The organism is Sphingobacterium kyonggiense (assembly GCF_039536825.1).
GTDB classification, from domain to species: domain Bacteria; phylum Bacteroidota; class Bacteroidia; order Sphingobacteriales; family Sphingobacteriaceae; genus Sphingobacterium; species Sphingobacterium kyonggiense.
In genome coordinates this window covers 298,381-316,607 of sequence record NZ_BAAAZI010000004.1, presented here as the reverse complement: position 1 = coordinate 316,607, position 18,227 = coordinate 298,381, and the positions used below count along the sequence as shown (strand labels likewise).

At 38.4% G+C, this 18,227-nt stretch carries 17 protein-coding genes; 10 read left to right on the top strand and 7 right to left on the bottom strand.

All coding sequences use genetic code 11. The annotated features are described in order from the left end of the window. Nucleotides 1-66 precede the first annotated feature (66 nt). Genes ABD676_RS02485 through ABD676_RS02470 form a run of 4 tightly spaced genes read left to right on the top strand, consistent with a single transcriptional unit; the run spans nucleotide 67 to nucleotide 2,477 of the window. Nucleotides 67-1,419 (top strand): DEAD/DEAH box helicase, encoded by a 1,353-nt coding sequence (locus tag ABD676_RS02485; protein ID WP_344673089.1) that lies wholly within the window; start codon nucleotides 67-69, stop codon nucleotides 1,417-1,419. Then, on the top strand, nucleotides 1,416-1,658 hold the full coding sequence (locus ABD676_RS02480) for a hypothetical protein (RefSeq protein WP_344673088.1): 243 nt from the start codon (nucleotides 1,416-1,418) through the stop codon (nucleotides 1,656-1,658). The genes ABD676_RS02485 and ABD676_RS02480 overlap by 4 nt, the downstream gene beginning before the upstream one ends. A gap of 10 nt (nucleotides 1,659-1,668) precedes the next feature. Beyond that, nucleotides 1,669-2,019: a gliding motility protein GldC gene (gene gldC, locus ABD676_RS02475; protein WP_344673087.1), complete on the top strand. Its 351-nt coding sequence runs from the start codon at nucleotides 1,669-1,671 to the stop codon at nucleotides 2,017-2,019. Between the two features lie 41 nt (nucleotides 2,020-2,060). Further along, nucleotides 2,061-2,477, top strand: coding sequence for an EVE domain-containing protein (locus tag ABD676_RS02470; protein ID WP_344673086.1), 417 nt, complete (start codon nucleotides 2,061-2,063; stop codon nucleotides 2,475-2,477). A gap of 806 nt (nucleotides 2,478-3,283) precedes the next feature. On the opposite strand, the gene ABD676_RS02465 is transcribed toward ABD676_RS02470, so the two are convergent. The 7 genes from ABD676_RS02465 to ABD676_RS02435 all read right to left on the bottom strand — a co-directional run bounded on the left by ABD676_RS02465 (nucleotide 3,284) and on the right by ABD676_RS02435 (nucleotide 11,508). Next, nucleotides 3,284-3,817, bottom strand: coding sequence for an acyl-CoA thioesterase (locus ABD676_RS02465; protein WP_344673085.1), 534 nt, complete (start codon nucleotides 3,815-3,817; stop codon nucleotides 3,284-3,286). 2 nt (nucleotides 3,818-3,819) lie between these two features. Continuing rightward, nucleotides 3,820-4,752, bottom strand: coding sequence for an SDR family oxidoreductase (locus ABD676_RS02460; protein WP_344673084.1), 933 nt, complete (start codon nucleotides 4,750-4,752; stop codon nucleotides 3,820-3,822). Beyond that, on the bottom strand, nucleotides 4,740-5,690 hold the full coding sequence (locus ABD676_RS02455) for a M20/M25/M40 family metallo-hydrolase (protein WP_344673083.1): 951 nt from the start codon (nucleotides 5,688-5,690) through the stop codon (nucleotides 4,740-4,742). The genes ABD676_RS02460 and ABD676_RS02455 overlap by 13 nt, the downstream gene beginning before the upstream one ends. 67 nt (nucleotides 5,691-5,757) lie before the next feature. Beyond that, nucleotides 5,758-6,408, bottom strand: coding sequence for a lipoprotein signal peptidase (locus tag ABD676_RS02450; RefSeq protein ID WP_344673082.1), 651 nt, complete (start codon nucleotides 6,406-6,408; stop codon nucleotides 5,758-5,760). A gap of 56 nt (nucleotides 6,409-6,464) precedes the next feature. Continuing rightward, nucleotides 6,465-6,848 carry a TraR/DksA family transcriptional regulator gene (locus ABD676_RS02445; protein ID WP_344673081.1) on the bottom strand — a complete coding sequence of 128 codons (384 nt, stop codon included), beginning with the start codon at nucleotides 6,846-6,848 and terminating at the stop codon, nucleotides 6,465-6,467. 3 nt (nucleotides 6,849-6,851) lie between these two features. Further along, nucleotides 6,852-10,265, bottom strand: coding sequence for an isoleucine--tRNA ligase (gene ileS, locus ABD676_RS02440; RefSeq protein ID WP_344673448.1), 3,414 nt, complete (start codon nucleotides 10,263-10,265; stop codon nucleotides 6,852-6,854). A gap of 889 nt (nucleotides 10,266-11,154) precedes the next feature. Further along, complete coding sequence (locus tag ABD676_RS02435) at nucleotides 11,155-11,508, bottom strand: HesB/IscA family protein (protein ID WP_344673080.1); 354 nt, start codon at nucleotides 11,506-11,508, stop codon at nucleotides 11,155-11,157. 308 nt (nucleotides 11,509-11,816) lie between these two features. Here ABD676_RS02435 and ABD676_RS02430 point away from each other — a divergent pair, with 308 nt between their 5' ends. The 6 genes from ABD676_RS02430 (at nucleotide 11,817) to ABD676_RS02405 (ending at nucleotide 18,157) form a co-directional block, all read left to right on the top strand. Next, nucleotides 11,817-13,088, top strand: a complete 1,272-nt coding sequence (locus tag ABD676_RS02430) for a serine hydroxymethyltransferase (RefSeq protein ID WP_344673079.1) — start codon at nucleotides 11,817-11,819, stop codon at nucleotides 13,086-13,088. Between the two features lie 238 nt (nucleotides 13,089-13,326). Further along, nucleotides 13,327-13,917, top strand: a complete 591-nt coding sequence (locus tag ABD676_RS02425) for an RNA polymerase sigma factor (protein ID WP_344673078.1) — start codon at nucleotides 13,327-13,329, stop codon at nucleotides 13,915-13,917. A 245-nt stretch (nucleotides 13,918-14,162) separates the two neighbouring features. Beyond that, nucleotides 14,163-14,846: a zinc metallopeptidase gene (locus tag ABD676_RS02420; protein WP_344673077.1), complete on the top strand. Its 684-nt coding sequence runs from the start codon at nucleotides 14,163-14,165 to the stop codon at nucleotides 14,844-14,846. Between the two features lie 495 nt (nucleotides 14,847-15,341). Further along, nucleotides 15,342-16,172, top strand: coding sequence for a helix-turn-helix transcriptional regulator (locus tag ABD676_RS02415; RefSeq protein ID WP_344673076.1), 831 nt, complete (start codon nucleotides 15,342-15,344; stop codon nucleotides 16,170-16,172). Between the two features lie 98 nt (nucleotides 16,173-16,270). Then, complete coding sequence (locus ABD676_RS02410; protein ID WP_344673075.1) at nucleotides 16,271-16,801, top strand: hypothetical protein; 531 nt, start codon at nucleotides 16,271-16,273, stop codon at nucleotides 16,799-16,801. Between the two features lie 768 nt (nucleotides 16,802-17,569). Beyond that, complete coding sequence (locus tag ABD676_RS02405) at nucleotides 17,570-18,157, top strand: hypothetical protein (RefSeq protein WP_344673074.1); 588 nt, start codon at nucleotides 17,570-17,572, stop codon at nucleotides 18,155-18,157. The last annotated feature ends 70 nt before the right edge of the window (nucleotides 18,158-18,227 follow it).

The following is an 18,227-nucleotide window of genomic DNA, read 5'->3' as shown; positions in this document are numbered from 1 at the left end:
AAATCAAAATGTTTGCTTCGAAAACAGCGTTCGAGGGATTGATTGCTTTTCGTTATCTTTGCCCAGATGGCATCATTCGAAGACTTTAAACTCAATAAACAGCTGCTCAATGCCGTAGCTGAGGCTGGTTATACCCAACCTACAGAAATACAAGAAAAGGCAATTACACCCATTCTTGCAGGGCAAGATATAATGGGAATAGCACAAACAGGTACTGGTAAGACAGCTGCTTTCGTGCTTCCGATGTTGATGACCTTAAAATATGCACAAGGAAATGATCCTCGTGCTTTAATTTTAAGTCCAACCAGAGAATTAGCCATGCAAATTGAGGAACATATCCGCATGTTCTCCACTTACCTAGACTTGAGAACCGTATTGCTGTATGGTGGTTTAGGTCCTAAAACTCAAAAGGAACAATTAGCTAAAGGCTGTGATATTATCGTTGCAACACCTGGAAGATTTCTAGAACTTTATTTAGAAGGGGAAATCCATGTCAAAGGACTGAAATTCTTAGTACTGGATGAAGCAGATAAAATGATGGATATGGGATTTATCTCTAAAATCCATCGTATCCTAGAAATTGTACCTCGCAAACGTCAGAATCTACTATTCTCAGCAACCATGAGTGAATTAGTTCGTAAGATTGCAGGTGACTTTTTGGAGTTTCCAACCGTTATTGAAGTAACTGAACAAGCTACTCCAGCAAAAACGGTAGAACAAAGTTTATATCATGTCCCTAACCTAAAAACAAAACTAAATCTACTGCAGCATTTCTTTAAAGACGATGAAGCCTTCTCTAGGATTATTGTCTTTTGTAAAACAAAGGCTGTTGCAGATAATATATTCGGTTTCTTGGAGCGTAAATATGGTTCAGAAGATGTACGTGTCATTCACGCTAATAAAGGACAAAACACGCGTATCAACTCCATTAATGCATTCAAGGAAGGTTCCGTTCGTATTCTAGTGGCAACGGATGTTGCTGCTCGTGGATTGGATGTCTCACAAGTCAGTCATGTTATCAATTTTGATGTTCCTATTGTCATTGAGGATTATGTGCATCGTATTGGTCGTACAGGACGTGCATTTAACTCAGGAACGGCTATTACATTCTGTAATCCAGCTGAGGAGTATAATGTACAGAAAATTGAAAAGCTGATAAAACAGAGTATTCCCGTTATCGACTTACCAGAAGGATTGATTATTGAGAAAACACCTTTTGATGAGCGACAAGCCATCGCAAGGGAAATTGATAATCAAAAGAAAAAGGATGATCCTGATTTTAAAGGAGCATTCCATGAGAAAAAGTACGCACAGAAAATGAATAACAGCAGAAAACCTTCTGCTAAAGGCAAGTCAAAACCAGCAAAGAAAGGGTCTTCTAGATCCGGCAACACCGGCAGACCGGGTAAGAAACGATGAAATTAACACCGCTAAACATAAGCTTAGCCTGTATATTAGTTTGGGCAATTACCGAAATGGGAGAGGAGGGACAGACCTTTATCTCTTGGGGATGGTTAGCCGTATTAGTTGTATTCTTAATTGCCATGGATATCCTGTTCCGATTATGGACCAAGGATGTCAAACGACTTTGGATTATGCAATTGGGATTTATCCTGGTCGTTGGAATAATCAGTATAGTAATTAAATCAATATTTTAGAATAATAGATATGAAGAAAGCAGAAATAAAGCTCCAAGTAGAATTGGACGATAATAATGTTCCAGAGATGATCCAATGGAGCTCCTCAGATGGAGAAAACAGTGATGAACTACCAGCGAAGGCGATGTTTTTAGCCCTTTGGGATAGCCAATACAAAAACTCCATGCGCATTGACTTATGGACTAAGGATATGCCTTACGATGAAATGAAACGCTTCTTTTATGAAACACTTCAAACCCTAGGTGATTCTTTCTTAAGAGCATCGGGTGGTGATCCTATGGCGGAAAGTGTAATCGGTGATTTACGCGATTATTGTGCACACTATGCCGATAAAATGGAAATCTTAGAAGGTCAAAACTAATATCCTCCTTTTCAATTGATCAAAATTAGAAGAAAGCATTAATGAATTATTTCTTAGTAAAATCAGAACCCTTTAAATACAGCTGGGAACAGTTTAATAAAGATGGTGAGACTTTTTGGGACGGTGTTCGCAATTACCAAGCGAGAAACAACTTAAAAGCTATGAAGAAAGGCGATTTTGTGCTTTTTTACCATAGCAATGAAGGCAAGGAAATTGTGGGTATTGCCAAGGTAGTGAAAGAATATTACCAAGACCCTACCACAGAAGATGAGAAATGGGTGGTGGTAGATTTAGCTCCTGTGGAGACACTAAAACACCCGGTAACCCTAGAAACCATCAAAGCTGACCCTCAATTACAAGATATTGCCTTGGTTAGACAAGGTCGATTATCTGTTATGCCACTTAAAGCCGAAGAGTTCGATAGACTCGTTGCTTTGGGAACGGAAGGAACGAAGTAGTATTTAGTATTGAGTAGTTAGTATAAAGACCTATTGGCGAGTGAGATTGGTGTGTAATTGATAAACAAAGTCTTCCTCTGAACTTTAAACAATAAAAAAAGGCAACATAATTTGAAATTATGTTGCCTTTTTTGTGGAGGATAAGGTTATTTAATGAGGCGGGTAAAATGCGGTCGATGCTTGCATCGACCCTACAAACAATTGTGAAAATATAGCCGTTTATACCCCTAACTGTAGGGGCGATGCATGCATCGCCCGCCTTAACATCTAAAATAAAAATACATTATAGCTGATAATTAATAATCGGGTGGACATTCCGTTCGTTCTCGTCAGGGATAAATCCCCCTTCCTCAAACTCACTCAGTACCGCCCTTACCTACCGTGCTATCTAGATAGTTTCCTAACCGCCAAGTAGCCGCCCAGCGTAGGGGCAGTACTAAGCGTAGCGGAATGTCTGCCCGATTTAAATAATGCATACTTAACTAAATACCTCTAATAAAAAAGCGGTCAATTTATCGACCGCTTTTAACAATTTTTACTAAATATTCTGTTAATAATAGTCTCCACCAAAGATCTAACTACTAATGACTAACGACTAATTACTGCCCGTAGGGCTCAGACTCTTCGCTTTGCTCTGAGTTGTAAGTAGTAAAATTATTTCCCAGCCAATAGGTCTAATATGCTTTATACTATCTACTAAATACTTTAAAAACAGCTCGCAGGACAAAAGTCTGTTATCTCATATCTCACATCTAACAGCGCAGCGATCTCATATCTCACATCTAGCAGCGCAGCGGTCTATCGACTTACTCAGCCTCTTTCGGAGTAAACAATGCAACTAGATTTCCGATTTCTTTAGCATTCTCAGGCTTTAATTTGCCGGCCAGTAACAACCTCAATTCGCGGCGTTGCAATGCTGCTTCATAAAGCTTGATTTCATTCTCTGTTTCAGGAATTAAGGCAGGAATAGCTTTGGGTTTATTGTTCTCATCAATGGATACGAAGGTATAATACGCCTCGTTGGACTTCACTTTGGTTCCCAATGGAAGGTTTTGCGCAAAGATTTCCATGCGTACTTCTACAGAAGTATTAAATGCACGGGTAACCTGTGCTTCAATCGTCACCACTTCACCTAATTTTATGGATCTGCGGAAAGAAACATTATCTACCGATACAGTAACTACCTGGTTGTTGCAGTGTTTTTGTGCTGCCATGGCCGAACAGATGTCCATCCAATAAAGTAGACGGCCTCCCATTAAATTCCCAAAGGTATTGGTGTCATTGGGAAGAACCAGTTCGTTCATTTCGGTATAGGATTCTTTCGCGAATTTTTCTTGCATGATTATGAATTATAGTATTTGATCTGTTGATCAATGTAATTTAATGACTCTTTAAATGAGGTAGGGACATAGCCCAATTCGGTTTTAGCTTTATCAAGATAAAAACCAGTACGCTGCGGTCTATTTTCTGCTTGTCCGATATCTGCGGCATGTACCGGGGAGATCAAGGATTTATCCAATCCCCAAAAATCAGCAACTTCATAAACAGCCTCAATAATGCTGTATTGTTGCTCACTGGAAATGTGGAAAATACCTTCTGCATTCTTTTTCACGGAAAGGATGCAAGCCATTGCCAAATCATCCACCCAGGTGGGCATGCGCCACTGATCATCCACTACGTTTATCTTTTCGCCCTTTTCTAGCTTCTGCTTTGCCCAAAGGACTAAGTTTGACCGATTCTTGTCCGCAATTACACCATAAACTAAAATAGTACGAAGTATAGCAGCTCGGCCTCCTGAGCTGCAAATAAGCGCCTCTGCTTCAATTTTGCTTTGCCCATAGGCATTGCAAGCCTTTACCGGATCGCCTTCCTTATAGGGGCCGTTTTTGCCGTCAAATACGAAGTCTGTTGATATGAAGGTCAAGTGATAATCCAATTCCTTCGACCAGGTCGCTAAATCGCCAACCAAATCAACATTCAATTGCTGGCATTTTTCCACTTCTTGTTCACAAGCTTCCACACTTGTCATCGCCGCACAATGTATAATATGGGTAGGCTGAAATTCCAGAATTAAGGATTTCAAGCCATCCTGGTCCAAAAGATCCAGTTGTACAAAATCATAGCCTACAGTATTCGGATTGCGATTTACTCCTTGAGAAGTACAGCAAAGTATATAATTTGTTTTCTGAATAATAAAATCTGTCAACTTCTGACCCAACAAACCATTGGAACCGGTAAGTAATACCCGCGTAGTTGAAGTTCCTAATTTGTCCATATAAAGTCCATTTTAGGTTGTTTCATCGAGTTATTAAGTACATCGATTTCCAATTTGAGTATAGCTTCCATTGCTTTATAGTCAATCAATGGTGCATCATCGGTCGGTTTATGGTAATCGTCATGACCTCCTGTATGGAAGAATAAGACAGGGATGTTCTTTTTGTAGAATGAAGTTTGATCTGATCCACCGTTTCCATCCTTGCTTTTGTTGAATTTAATGCTGCTGCTAAGACCTTCAAATATTTTGGGGAAGGCACTGCTGGTACCATAACCGATAACCGCCAAGCCATTGGCTTCTTGGTATCGTCCTATCATATCCATGTTCAACATCCAATGAATATCTGTCAATGGAAGGGTAGGGTTTTCTGTAAAGTATTTAGAGCCTAATAGTCCTAATTCTTCAGCACCAAAGCCAATGAACAACATATTGAAGGCTTCTTTTTCTTTATTGGTGGCATAATGACGTGCTAATTCCAACAATCCAGCAACACCGGATGCATTATCATCTGCACCATTATGGATTTTACCAACACCCAAAGAATCTCTTGATCCACCAATATGGCCTAATCCAAGATGATCATAATGTGCTCCAATGACGATGGTATACTTTGCCCCATTATCTAAAAATCCAATGATATTATCCGATGGGCGCTCAGGGTCAGCTACTTTAGTGCGCGTGACTTTAGCTATGAAAGGTTGTCGATACCCTTGCTCTCCTTTGGCTTGAAGACCATATTTTTTAAAATGCTTTTCAATGTAATTTGCTGCTTTTTGCGAACCTTCCTTTCCGGTCTCACGACCTTTCATCTTATCGGATGATAAATAGTTGATGTGCTTCTGTAGGTATTTAACCTTGATTTGAGCTTGTGTGCCTTGAAAAGTTCCTGCAAGAAGGAGGATACATAGTACAAGATGTACAGTTCGGATATTTTTCATAACCAAATATACGGATTCAACAAAATAATGTGCATTGTAACCTGTTAAGAATAGGTTACCTGAAGAATTAATCTTCGATAATCTCGCTGTTCACATGTGATTTCTCTACGTGTTCTTCTTTGAAGTAACGCTTCTGAAATAACAAGATTAAGATTACACCTACCGTGATAGCCGAGTCAGCGACATTGAAGATAGGACTAAAGAATTGGAATCGCTCGCCGCCCCAGAATGGAAACCAAGTTGGGAATGTTCCATTGATTAATGGGAAATGCAACATATCGACCACATATCCATGTAAGAAGCTGGAGTAACCACCACCTTCAGGGAATAGTACGGCTTTTTGGAAAGGGGTACTCTCACTAAAGATCATTCCATAGAATGCAGAGTCAATGATGTTACCCATTGCACCAGCGAAAATTAGGGCCACATTCATAATGAACCCACGGTTATACTTGTTCTTGACCATGTAGTGAAGACCATAACCTATGCCTATCACTGCAATAATGCGGAATACACTTAAGAATAATTTACCGTATTCACCACCAAATTCCATCCCATAGGCCATGCCTGGGTTCTCAATAAAATGGATCAATACCTTATCACTAATAACATTGAACTGTTGATTAATGACCATGTTTAATTTTACCCAGAATTTTGAAATCTGGTCTATCAATAAAATGATGGTAATGAGTAGTACGGGCTTAGTATATCCTTTCATAATACATAAAAATGGTCTTTGCAAGAACACAAAGACCATTTAACTTAATCTTTCGTTTAGTATTGTTTGTTTTTTGCCTCAATACTTAATGTCGTATGAGGTACTGCTTTCAATCTTTCTTTTTGAATAAGCTTTCCGGTTTCTCTGCAGATACCGTAAGTTTTGTTTTCAATGCGCACAAGTGCTGCTTCAAGATTGTCAATAAACTTCTTCTGACGAGCGGCCAATTGATTGGTTTGCTCTTTCTCCAAAGTTGCTGACCCATCTTCTAGGGTCTTGTAGGTTCCTGCTGTATCATCAGTCCCATTTGCATTACTGTTACTTAATGATTTGGTAAGTGAGGTCAATTCTTCGCGAGCAATACGTAACTTCTCAAGAATTATTGCTTTAAACTCCTGCAATTCGGTATCACTGTACCTGGTTTTCTCTGTGTTTCCCATACTTTAAATTTTTTCTATTAGTAGCAATAAATTCTCTCCGTCAATCTCGATGGTATCTCCATTTGCCAGTACACCATCGAATTCTAGACTGTTGGCTAAAATTTCGGTACAAATATACGAGAAATTATTTTGTACAGCTTGTTGAATTTCAGTATTTTGACTAATAGTTACTTTTATACGGTCAGTAACCTCAAATCCTTTGTCCTTACGCAGGTTTTGTATGCGGTTAATCAACTCACGTGCAAGTCCTTCTTCTTTTAATTCTTGATCGATATGAATATCCAAGGCAACAGTCAAGCGTCCTAAGTTAGCCACTTGCCATCCTTCTAAATCTTCTGCGATGATTTCTACATCCTCTGTGCTGATCGTATATGGCGTATTTGCCAAGGCAATGCTGCCATTACTTTCCAATTCATTGATTTGTGCAGCATCCAATGCCTGGATAGCAGCACTCACCAATTTCATGTCTTTTCCTACTTTCGCACCTAGGGCTTTGAAGTTTGGTTTTACCTTCTTCTTGATGATACCAGTAGTATCAGTAATAAATTCCAAATTCTTGATGTTGGTCTCCGATAAAATCAAGTCCTTCACCTTTTCTACCTTCGTTTGGAATGAGCTATCCAATACCGGAACCATGATTTTACTCAATGGCTGACGAACATTGATGCCTGTTTTCTTACGTAAGGATAAGGTTAAAGATGAAATATCCTGTGCCAAAGCCATGCGCTCTTCCAGATCCTTGTCCACTAATTCGGTGTGGTAAACTGGATAATCTGCTAAGTGAACCGATTCGTAAGATTCCTTCTTGGTCACGGCATTTAAATCCAAATACAATTGATCAGCAAAGAACGGCGAAATTGGGGCCATTAACTTAGCAATCGTATCCAAACAGGTATAAAGCGTTTGGTATGCGGAGATTTTATCTTCCGAATATTCGCCTTTCCAGAAACGACGACGACACAAGCGAACATACCAGTTACTCAAGTGCTCATCTACAAAGTTCTGTATCGCACGAGCAGCTTTAGTAGGCTCATAATCTGCATAAAACTCGTCTACTTCCTTGCTTAGGCTATTTAATAGGGAAATAATCCATCGGTCAATCTCCGGACGTTTCTCAATAGCAATATCCGGTTCTGCATAAGAGAATTTATCGATATTAGCGTAAAGCGCAAAGAATGCATAGGTATTGTATAAGGTACCGAAGAATTTACGGCGAACTTCATCCAAGCCTTCTTCGTTAAATTTCAAGTTATCCCATGGAGAGGCATTGCTGATCATGTACCAACGTGTAGCATCAGCAGAATATTTCTCAATCGTAGCAAATGGATCAACTCCATTGCCTAGACGTTTAGACATTTTATTACCATTCTTATCCAATACCAATCCATTAGAAACCACATTTTTGAATGCGATGGAGTTTCTGACCATGGTGGAGATGGCATGCAAGGTAAAGAACCATCCACGCGTTTGGTCAACACCCTCAGCAATGAAATCTGCAGGGAAAGCCGAGAAATACTCATCCTTGAAAGGAAGTGCATCTCCTTTAGCCAATTTATCGTAGTCTAATCCCCATTGAGCATATGGCATAGCGCCAGAGTCAAACCACACATCAATTAGATCTGGCTCACGGTACAATTTCTGTCCGCCTTCTGAAACTAAGATAATATCATCCACATAAGGACGGTGCAGGTCTAATGCCTCTGTACCAAACTTATCCAGATAGGCTTTGTTTACTGCTCTTTCATCTTCCGTTAAAACGGCTGATTCTAAGGAAGCTTCCAATAAGGATTTCAACTCTGGCATAGAGCCAATACAGATTTCCTCATTTTCATCCTCACTACGCCAAATCGGAAGTGGAGTTCCCCAATAACGCGAACGCGATAAGTTCCAGTCCACCAAATTCTCTAACCAGTTACCAAAACGACCTGATCCAGTAGCTTCTGGTTTCCAGTTAATGGTTTTATTTAAAGCAACCAATTCCTCTTTCTTCGCCGTCGTTTTGATAAACCAGCTGTCCAATGGATAGTATAATACTGGTTTATCCGTACGCCAACAGTGAGGGTAGGTGTGCTCGTATTTCTTGACATCAAATGCCTTGTTGTCTTCTTTTAATTTAATAGCAATCAGAACGTCAGTAGGACGGAAGTCTTTAGCTTCACGTTCCTCTGCGGAATAATATTCTTCTTTAACAAATCGTCCTGCAAAATCGGTGATTTCCTTTACAAAACGTCCCGTACGATCTACCGTAGGCACATCTTTGCCATTTTCATCTTTCACTAAAATCGCTGGAACACCATTCTCACGTGCAACACGAAAGTCATCCGCACCATAAGTTGGTGCAGCATGCACGATACCTGTACCATCTTCGGTGGTCACAAAATCGCCAATGATCACGCGGAAAGCATTTTCACGTAATTCTTCCGATGTGATATAAGGCATTAATTGATGATAGCGTAAGCCAGCTAATTCCTCACCTTTAAACTCAGAAGCGATCTCCCAAGGAATAACTTTGTCACCAAAGCTGTAATCTTGGAAAGATACCTGCTGACCTTCTGCCTTAAAATGCTTGTTGATTAGGTTTTTCGCCAAAATAACCGATACTGGTGCTCCGGTATACTGGTTAAAGGTGCGGATTTTTACATAGTCAATATTCTTTCCAACTACCAAAGCTGTATTACTCGGAAGAGTCCATGGCGTAGTAGTCCAAGCGATGAAAGCTACATCTTCATCTTCTGATTCGACTAAACTGTCGATCATCGGATGGATCTGTTGCTTATCCAAACGGAATTCTGCAACGATCGTTGTATCCTTCACATCCTTATAGGTGCCTGGCTGATTTAATTCATGCGAACTTAATCCTGTTCCAGCAGCTGGAGAGTAAGGTTGGATCGTATAGCCTTTGTATAGTAAACCTTTTTTGTATAGATCCTTCAACAAGAACCATAAGGTTTCAATATATTCATTTTGATAGGTGATATATGGATTTTCCAAGTCTACCCAGTAGCCCATTTTCATGGTCAGGTCATTCCATACGTCGGTGTATTTCATCACCTCTTTACGGCATGCTTCATTGTATTCCTCAACGGAAATCTTCTTTCCAATATCCTCTTTTGTGATGCCCAAAGTCTTTTCCACCGCCAATTCGATTGGTAGACCGTGGGTATCCCAACCACCTTTACGTTTTACCTGAAAGCCTTTTAGGGTTTTATAACGACAGAAAATATCCTTGATCGTACGTGCCATTACGTGGTGAATACCCGGCATACCGTTCGCCGATGGGGGACCCTCATAGAACGTGTATGGTTTACTCGCTGGACGATTGGAAATACTCTTTTCGAAAATATTCGCCGATTCCCAACGTTTTAATACTTCTTGGCCGATCTCCGGTAGATTTAACTGCTTATATTCCTTGTACATCACTAATTCGTATACTAATTTTTAAGGTCGCTAATTTAGTGAATTAATACCATAATATGATAAGCCTAAGCGTATTTTAATAGATAGACCGCTTCGCTGTTAGATGTGAGACCGCTCCGCTGTTAGATAATAGACATCAGATAACAGACTTTGGCCCTGTGGGCAGTTTTTAAAGTATTAAGTATATTTAGTATTGAGTAGTTAGACCTATTGGCAGGATAATAATTTTGCTATTTACAACTCAGAGCGAAGCGAAGAGCCTAGGCCCAGCGGGCAGTATTAAGTAGTTAGTACAGAGTATTTAGACCTATTGGGGGATAGTATTAACGTCATTTACAACTCGGTCGAAGCATGCTTCGACCACCATCAAGTATACCTTCCAATCTGTTTTCTGTTGTCTATTATCTGGTGTCTCAAAAAATAAACGGGCTGACATTCCGTTCGCTTTCGAACGGGATAAATCCCTTTTCTTCAAGCTCTCTCAGTACCGCCCCTACCTAACGTAATACCTAGATAACTTGTCGCTTTTACTTTTTCTCCTTTCTACTTTCCCCTTTTTCCTTTCCAATTTCTGTTGTCTTTTGTCTGTATTCTCATCGTCTCTTAAAGGGGTTTCCTTCGAGACACTTTCGGATCTCCTTCGGAACTTGTTCGGATCTCCTTCGGATCTCGTTCGGTTCCGACCGAACGAGATCCGAAGGAGATCCATATCAGATCCCTAACAATTCCGTTGTTGTATCGAACGGAACTCAAGGGAATATGGCGCTTAATAGAAACTAAAATACAAGCATTAAGAGGGGATAGGTCTTTAAGAATACAAAATGAGGACATAAAAAAACAGCAGCCTTATATTCAAAGACTGCTGTTTTAAACGATATCGTTAGTTTCCTTACGCAGAAAAACTGCTTCCGCAGCCGCAAGTGCTGTTTGCGTTAGGATTGTTAAATACAAATCCTCGAGCATCTAAGCCCGATTTGAAGTCGATTTCCATTCCTGCAAGGTATAATCCATGCGCTTTATTCATAAATACACGGATGCCTTCAATAGAATATTCCGAATCGCCTTCTTTCTTTTGATCAAAACCTAATACATAGCTCATGCCGGAGCAACCTCCACCTTCTACACCAACACGTAGACCAAAGTCCTCTCCAATCTCCTGTTGGTCGATTAATTTCTTAAGCTCTTTTAATGCGCCCTCAGTCAATGTTACCGGAGCAACTGCTGTGATATTTTCTGTAGCCATGCTTTTCCTCTGTTAATATTCCTGCAAAATTACATAATTTCTTGAGCAGTTCCGATTTTTGGGCTTATTATGACAATCCGACAACGAAATAGGGGAGAGGAATTGAGCATGTTGAATTGCCTATAACGAAAATGTAATCGTATTTCAATCTGAGGATTTGGCTAAAAAGAGCGGTATTGCTTAACAGAATGGCAAAAGATAAAAAACATTTGATAAAAGTTGGTTATTTGTTAAGGCAATACTTTGTAATTATCTATATTTGCAGCTTAAATCGAATAATTAAATTTTCCCAATAAAAAAGTTTCAACATGGAAAGAGATCAATCCATTTTCAATCTAATTGCCGAGGAGCTTAAGCGCCAGGAAGAGGGTATCGAGCTAATTGCTTCGGAGAACTTCGTGAGCAAGCAAGTAATGGAAGCTGCAGGTTCTGTACTTACGAACAAGTATGCAGAAGGCTTACCAGGAAAACGTTATTACGGTGGTTGCGAGGTTGTCGATAAAATCGAAACCATTGCTATCGATCGTGCTAAAGAATTGTTTGGTGCGGAATGGGTAAATGTTCAACCACACTCAGGTGCCCAAGCGAATGCTGCTGTATTCCTAGCGATTTTAAAACCTGGAGATAAGATTTTAGGATTTGACCTTTCTCATGGTGGTCACTTGACGCATGGTTCGCCAGCGAACTTCTCTGGAAAGTTATACCAGCCTTTGTTTTACGGTGTAAAACAAGACACTGGATTAATTGATTACGAACAATTGGAAGAAACTGCTTTACGTGAAAAACCAAAGGTTATCATCGTTGGAGCGTCGGCTTACTCTCGTGATTGGGATTATGCGCGCATCCGTAAGGTTGCTGATCAAATTGGTGCTTTGGTTGTTGCGGATATTTCGCACCCAGCTGGTTTAATTGCTCGTGGTTTATTAAACGATCCAATTCCTCACTGTCATATCGTAACAACGACAACCCACAAAACCCTTCGTGGTCCTCGTGGTGGTATGATCATGGTAGGTAAAGATTTTGAAAACCCTTGGGGAATCAAAACTCCAAAAGGCGAAACGCGTACGATTACCCAATTATTGGATCTAGCTGTTTTCCCTGGTACACAAGGTGGTCCTTTAGAACATACAATCGCAGCAAAAGCAATTGCTTATGGCGAGGCACTTTCTGATGAGTATTTGACTTACATCAAACAAGTACAGAAAAATGCGCAAGCTTTAGCTCAGTTCTTTGTAGAGAAAGATTATAACATTATCTCTGGTGGAACGGATAATCACCTAATGTTGGTTGACTTGAGAAACAAAGATATTTCGGGTAAAGAAGCTGAGGCAGTATTAGGATTAGCAGGTATTACGACAAACAAGAACATGGTTCCATTTGATACACGTTCTCCGTTTGTTACATCTGGTGTTCGTTTCGGTACAGCGGCAATTACAACTCGCGGTATCAAAGAAAATGAAATAGTACAGATCGGTGAATTGATTGATGAAGCTATAACAAAACGTGCTGATGAGGCTGCTTTGGATGCAATTCATGGAAAAGTAAGAGAGATGATGGCTCAATTTCCATTATATAAGTAGATTATAAGTAAAATTTAAAATATTAATAGCTCCAAGGGTAACTTTGGAGCTATTTTTGTATACCTATTTTAGTGTGAAGAAATGTTAAAAATCGGAGCCGATTTTTGATACATCGGAATTTTTAACTCTCTTTGAATCTTAAACATTAATTAAACGCCTATAGAAACACGACTACGCTTAACTGTAAAAATATACAAAGACATAGCAAAACTCTAGCAAGATTTGTGGAGGTATAATTATGAAACTATTGAATAAAAAGAGCGACCAGCAATTGGTACAAGCGTATGTAAAGGGCGAAGAGAAGGCACTTCAGGTATTACTGGAGCGCTATAAAACGAAAATCTACAGCTCCATCTATCATCAAGTGAAAGATCAGTATTTAGCTGAAGATATCTTCCAAGAGACATTCATTAAAGTTATTAATACCCTTAAAGCAGGACGCTACAATGATGAAGGTAAGTTTTTACCATGGGTCATGCGTATTGCGCATAACATGGTGATTGACCACTTCCGTCGTGAAAAAAGAACACCAAACATTTTGAATAACGATGGGTTCGATATTTTCGAGGTACTACAGTTCTCGGATGATTCGGTAGAAACCAAAATGGTCAAAGATCAGCGCGATGTTGATTTGAAAAAAATAATTCAATTACTACCGGATGATCAGAAAGAAGTATTAATTATGCGCCTATTCTGTGAGATGAGTTTTAAAGATATCGCAGATATCACTGAGGTTAGTATTAATACCGCTTTAGGTCGTATGCGTTATGCTTTGACTAATCTGCGTAAAATGATTGAAGAGAATAATATGGTATTTCAGTTGGGGTAATAATACCCAAGAATTACTGGACATAATGAAAGGTCGATCAACTTGTGTTGGTCGACCTTTCATTTATAAAATGAAATCTAATTTGATTCGCGGGATAAGCCTTTGGTAGTTTAACTGTCAATTTGTCTTAAAAACGGCGTTATTTCCTTTTTTTTGTGCAATTTTTTTATTTCTTTGTAATAGGTGTTGTTTGGAATTAGATTTGATGATAGTACAGAAATTAGAAATTAAAAGATATTAAAGATATGTATTGGATAATATTTATTGGAATTATGTTGGTGAGCTGGATAGTCCAGATTCGCTTTAAGAACAAGTTTAAGAAATACTCGGAGATGCCGTTGAGTTCAGGGATGTCAGGTGCGGAGATTGCACAGAAGATGTTGAACGATAATGGCATTTCAGATGTGCAGGTTATTTCGGTAGAAGGGCAACTAACGGATCACTATAACCCTGCTAACAAAACGGTAAATTTAAGTCCGGATGTTTATGCTGGACGTAGTGTCGCAGCTGCTGCTGTTGCAGCTCACGAATGTGGTCACGCAGTTCAACATGCTACGGCATACTCGTGGTTACAATTTCGTTCGGCTATGGTGCCTATTACTTCAATTGCATCCAAGTTGGTGACTTGGGTATTGTTAATCGGGGTGATTATGGCTGCTTCAGGTAATTTTATTGTGTTGGCTGTTGGTGTTGGAGCATTGTTCTTGACCACCTTGTTCGCCTTCATTACCTTACCTGTGGAATTCGATGCTTCTAACCGTGCTTTGGCTTGGTTAGATACTGCAAATATTACACACAGCCAAGAAGAACATGATGGTGCTAAAGATGCCTTAAAATGGGCTGCCATGACTTATGTGGTTGCTGCATTAGCTGCATTGGTTTCCTTGCTTTATTATGCTTCGATACTTTTTGGTGGTCGTAGAGACTAATACGAAAGTATGCTTATAACGATATAAGAAAGATTTATGAGAGCGCTCCTTTTAGGGGCGCTTTTTTTTGAATTAATTCAAAACTATTTTATTCTTTTTCAATGAATTTCCTAACATGGAATATTGTTCTGGTTTTTGAATTAATTTCTGGTTATGACTAATAATTGAGAAAATAAAGGTTTAGTTGTTAAACTTATGTAATAACTATTAAAAAACTTTTATTATTAAGGAAATACCTCTAAATTGCTGGTCTTAAGAAAGATATCTGATTTAAACTTATTATACTAATTCATCAAGGCTAGACGGAGAACTGGCCTTTATGTTTGACAATTAGAGTTATAGCTCAATTATTTGTTTTGATCATTGTTTTTTATGATTAGAATCATAAGTTAGTGTGATGTGGTATCGAATTTAGGATGTATGGATTTAATAGTTTTGCAGTAGTTATTAAGAGAACTATACGAGAATTAACCACCAATATCAATTGTTAATAATATGGAATTTGGGATAAAGGAAATCCTAGGTACCTCCAATGCTTTTTCACTTTCTGATAAAATATGGACGAGTACCATTTATAAAATCGTTTTTATTCCTGAAAAGGGTAGTAAGCTAAGTATTCAAGGAGAGGAGTTTGAATTTGAACCATTTAATATCATATTTATTCCAAAGGAAATACAATTGCAATGTATCGGATTGGAGGACCGCCCTTTTACTTTAATTTATTTTTCTGAGGAGTTTTTTAATCGCTCGGTTCAAGATTCCGAGTTTTTAAAGGATTGTGGTCTATTTTCCGGAGAGGATCTACTTTTCCGGACGATTAAGATTCCAGAAGGCTTTAATTCCATGTATAATTTTATTGAAGATCATTTAGAGTTATCAAAGAACAATTATGGTCAACTAGCCTACCGTGAGTTGGCCTATACGTTAATTAAACAGATTATTTTATTAGGAACAGTTTATTTAAATATGTTTCCTGTTTCTGAGCAGTTTGCTGATCAATCCGAATTGCTTTATGCGCGTAGATTTCAACAGTTGGTTGATGAGTTTGTAATTTCCGAGAAAAAGGTGCCTTTTTATGCAGAAAAGCTAGAAATTAGTCCACGAAAGCTAACCTCTATATCCAAAAAGGTGTTGGGAAGGACGCCCAAGGAACTTATTAATGAGGGCTTCTTGCGCCTGAGCAAGCGCATGCTATCCCGCACCCAAAAGAGCATCAGACAAATTGCCTGGGAATTGCAGTATACGGATGAGAATAACTTTAGTTCTACTTTTTTGAAATTGTCGGGTGTGACTCCGAGGGAGTATCGGAAAAGGTGGCAAAAATAAGGGTAGCCAAAAAGTGAATTTAATTGTTTAAATAGGGTGTTAATATCGTTTTTTTTGGTAGATTCGGGTAATATCATTGACCTAAAAATTTATTGCGTATGCTGCGGTTATTCTTGGTTGTAGTAGTGTTTGGATTCTTTATGAATGCCGTGTATGGACAAGCAAAGGTTCGCTTAAATCTTGTTGTTAATCAAGTTCAAAATATTGTTATCAATCCCGATCAAACTACCTTATCATTGGTATACTCGAGTTTAGAGGATTATCAACGTGGTGTTGAATTAATTAAACGGGCCCATATTACTGTTTTTAGTACGGAAGCTTTTGAGATTAAGGTCCGTTTAGCTGATGAAGAGTTCTCTCGGTTGGATAATAGCGGTGTTCAAAAAGTGAAACTTCCCAATGTAAAGGTAAAGGCGAGTTCAAGTACGCCTATTTCTGCGGTTTCTTTTCCACAAGCGAATTTAAACATCCATGGATCTACATTGATTCGCTCAAATGTTCCCATCATGGGTACAGACTTTGATGTGACCTATAAGGGACCAGGGGGAAATGATCTTGTCCCCTTTGTTGATAAGGCAAAGAAAGTTGTCTATAGTAATGAAGTGCTGTTTAGTATAGAAACGAGATAGGTAGTAATAGAGATAGAACCCAGGGAATAAAAATTATGAAATGCCATATATAATAAAATATTCCTCTTCTTGCTGCCCACTAAGAAAGATTTTAAATTAATCCTTTTATCTAAATTAAGATTTTCTGATTGCTTGTCTGTGTTAAACAGATTAGTTTAGTTTTTCGATCTGCATTCTATTTCCCCAAGTTCTTTCAGCAAAGGACACCATTCTTCCTTTCTAATCATTTAACATTTGCCTCTTAGAAGGACTTCGTTGACCTAAATAAGTTAATGGATGAAAGAAATTAGTTTGTTTCTCTTATTAGGAAAATTATGATTTATCGAAATTCAGTGAAATAATGTATAAATTTTCTTTATGTGGTAAATTTTGATTTATTGAATTTCAGTAATAATTAAAGCCGCATTTTGAAGCTGAATAGCTACAAATAAGAAAGAGTTGGGAGCTTTCCCACGAGAAATCGTAAAAGAAATTACCAAAAATGGTGTCGATTATAGGTAATTTTTAACAGTAAAGTTGTTTGTGTAAATGGCTGAAATACAGGTGTTATATAGCTTTTATTCTTTGTTTAAATAGTTGTAGCAGTGGATTTTTTGGGGATACTGGAAAAGAGGTGAAGTAAAGGTGAAAATTCAACAGTCTTAAAATCATATTTTGGATGCTGAATTTCATAGTTTTTGTCTTAGAGAGCTCATTACCTTTGCATCACAAAACAATCATAATAGTAGATAATCTAAGTTAATAAAAAATCAATTAACAAACAAAAAAATGAAAAATTTATTTTTAGTAATCACAGCTTTAATTTTGACAGTAGGTGTTTCACACGCCCAAACTACACCTAATCAAGCAAAAGTAAAAGTGAACATTGAGTTGAATCCATTCCAGACGATTGAGATTGGTTCTGGAGCAGGAACAAATGGTGCTATCACCACTGGCTATGGAGATGAGCTTACTTTGGAATATAAAAGTGCAGATGATTACAAAAAGGGTGTTGAGAAAAATGTTTTGAAACAATTGAAAGTTACTTCAGTAGGTTCCGGTTATAAAATTTTGGCTACCCTTTCTGATAATGCACAATTTAATAAAGTGAATGGTTCAGGAGATGCAAAAGTAGATGCCAGTCAATTGTTAAAGATTGCAGTAGGAAATAAGTCGAGCATGGATGCTGCTGCAAGCATGGACTTAGGTTCTTTCGGAACAACTTCAGGAGCGGAATCTTCTGTATTTGATCAAGAATTAGACGTAAAATATACTGGTAAAGCGATTACAGATGTTAATTTGTTGAAAAAAGTATTAAACGATAAAACGCAGGCAAAATATTCGATTGATGTAGTTTACACGATCGCTGCCAACTAATAAAAGTGTTTTAGCCACATATAACAAGCAAGTATTGGTTTAGGCTAATGCTTGCTTTTTTTTGCCTTTC

Excerpts from the sequence above, each read along its gene's own strand:
- ABD676_RS02410 (WP_344673075.1), top strand. The coding sequence starts at position 16,271 with ATGCTGCGGTTATTCTTGGTTGTAGTAGTGTTTGGATTCTTTATGAAT.
- ileS (WP_344673448.1), bottom strand. The coding sequence starts at position 10,265 with ATGTACAAGGAATATAAGCAGTTAAATCTACCGGAGATCGGCCAAGAA.
- ABD676_RS02480 (WP_344673088.1), top strand. The coding sequence starts at position 1,416 with ATGAAATTAACACCGCTAAACATAAGCTTAGCCTGTATATTAGTTTGG.
- ABD676_RS02430 (WP_344673079.1), top strand. The coding sequence starts at position 11,817 with ATGGAAAGAGATCAATCCATTTTCAATCTAATTGCCGAGGAGCTTAAG.
- ABD676_RS02425 (WP_344673078.1), top strand. The coding sequence starts at position 13,327 with ATGAAACTATTGAATAAAAAGAGCGACCAGCAATTGGTACAAGCGTAT.
- ABD676_RS02450 (WP_344673082.1), bottom strand. The coding sequence starts at position 6,408 with ATGAAAGGATATACTAAGCCCGTACTACTCATTACCATCATTTTATTG.
- ABD676_RS02415 (WP_344673076.1), top strand. The coding sequence starts at position 15,342 with ATGGAATTTGGGATAAAGGAAATCCTAGGTACCTCCAATGCTTTTTCA.
- ABD676_RS02420 (WP_344673077.1), top strand. The coding sequence starts at position 14,163 with ATGTATTGGATAATATTTATTGGAATTATGTTGGTGAGCTGGATAGTC.
- ABD676_RS02445 (WP_344673081.1), bottom strand. The coding sequence starts at position 6,848 with ATGGGAAACACAGAGAAAACCAGGTACAGTGATACCGAATTGCAGGAG.
- ABD676_RS02435 (WP_344673080.1), bottom strand. The coding sequence starts at position 11,508 with ATGGCTACAGAAAATATCACAGCAGTTGCTCCGGTAACATTGACTGAG.
- gldC (WP_344673087.1), top strand. The coding sequence starts at position 1,669 with ATGAAGAAAGCAGAAATAAAGCTCCAAGTAGAATTGGACGATAATAAT.
- ABD676_RS02460 (WP_344673084.1), bottom strand. The coding sequence starts at position 4,752 with ATGGACAAATTAGGAACTTCAACTACGCGGGTATTACTTACCGGTTCC.
- ABD676_RS02455 (WP_344673083.1), bottom strand. The coding sequence starts at position 5,690 with ATGAAAAATATCCGAACTGTACATCTTGTACTATGTATCCTCCTTCTT.
- ABD676_RS02405 (WP_344673074.1), top strand. The coding sequence starts at position 17,570 with ATGAAAAATTTATTTTTAGTAATCACAGCTTTAATTTTGACAGTAGGT.
- ABD676_RS02485 (WP_344673089.1), top strand. The coding sequence starts at position 67 with ATGGCATCATTCGAAGACTTTAAACTCAATAAACAGCTGCTCAATGCC.
- ABD676_RS02470 (WP_344673086.1), top strand. The coding sequence starts at position 2,061 with ATGAATTATTTCTTAGTAAAATCAGAACCCTTTAAATACAGCTGGGAA.
- ABD676_RS02465 (WP_344673085.1), bottom strand. The coding sequence starts at position 3,817 with ATGCAAGAAAAATTCGCGAAAGAATCCTATACCGAAATGAACGAACTG.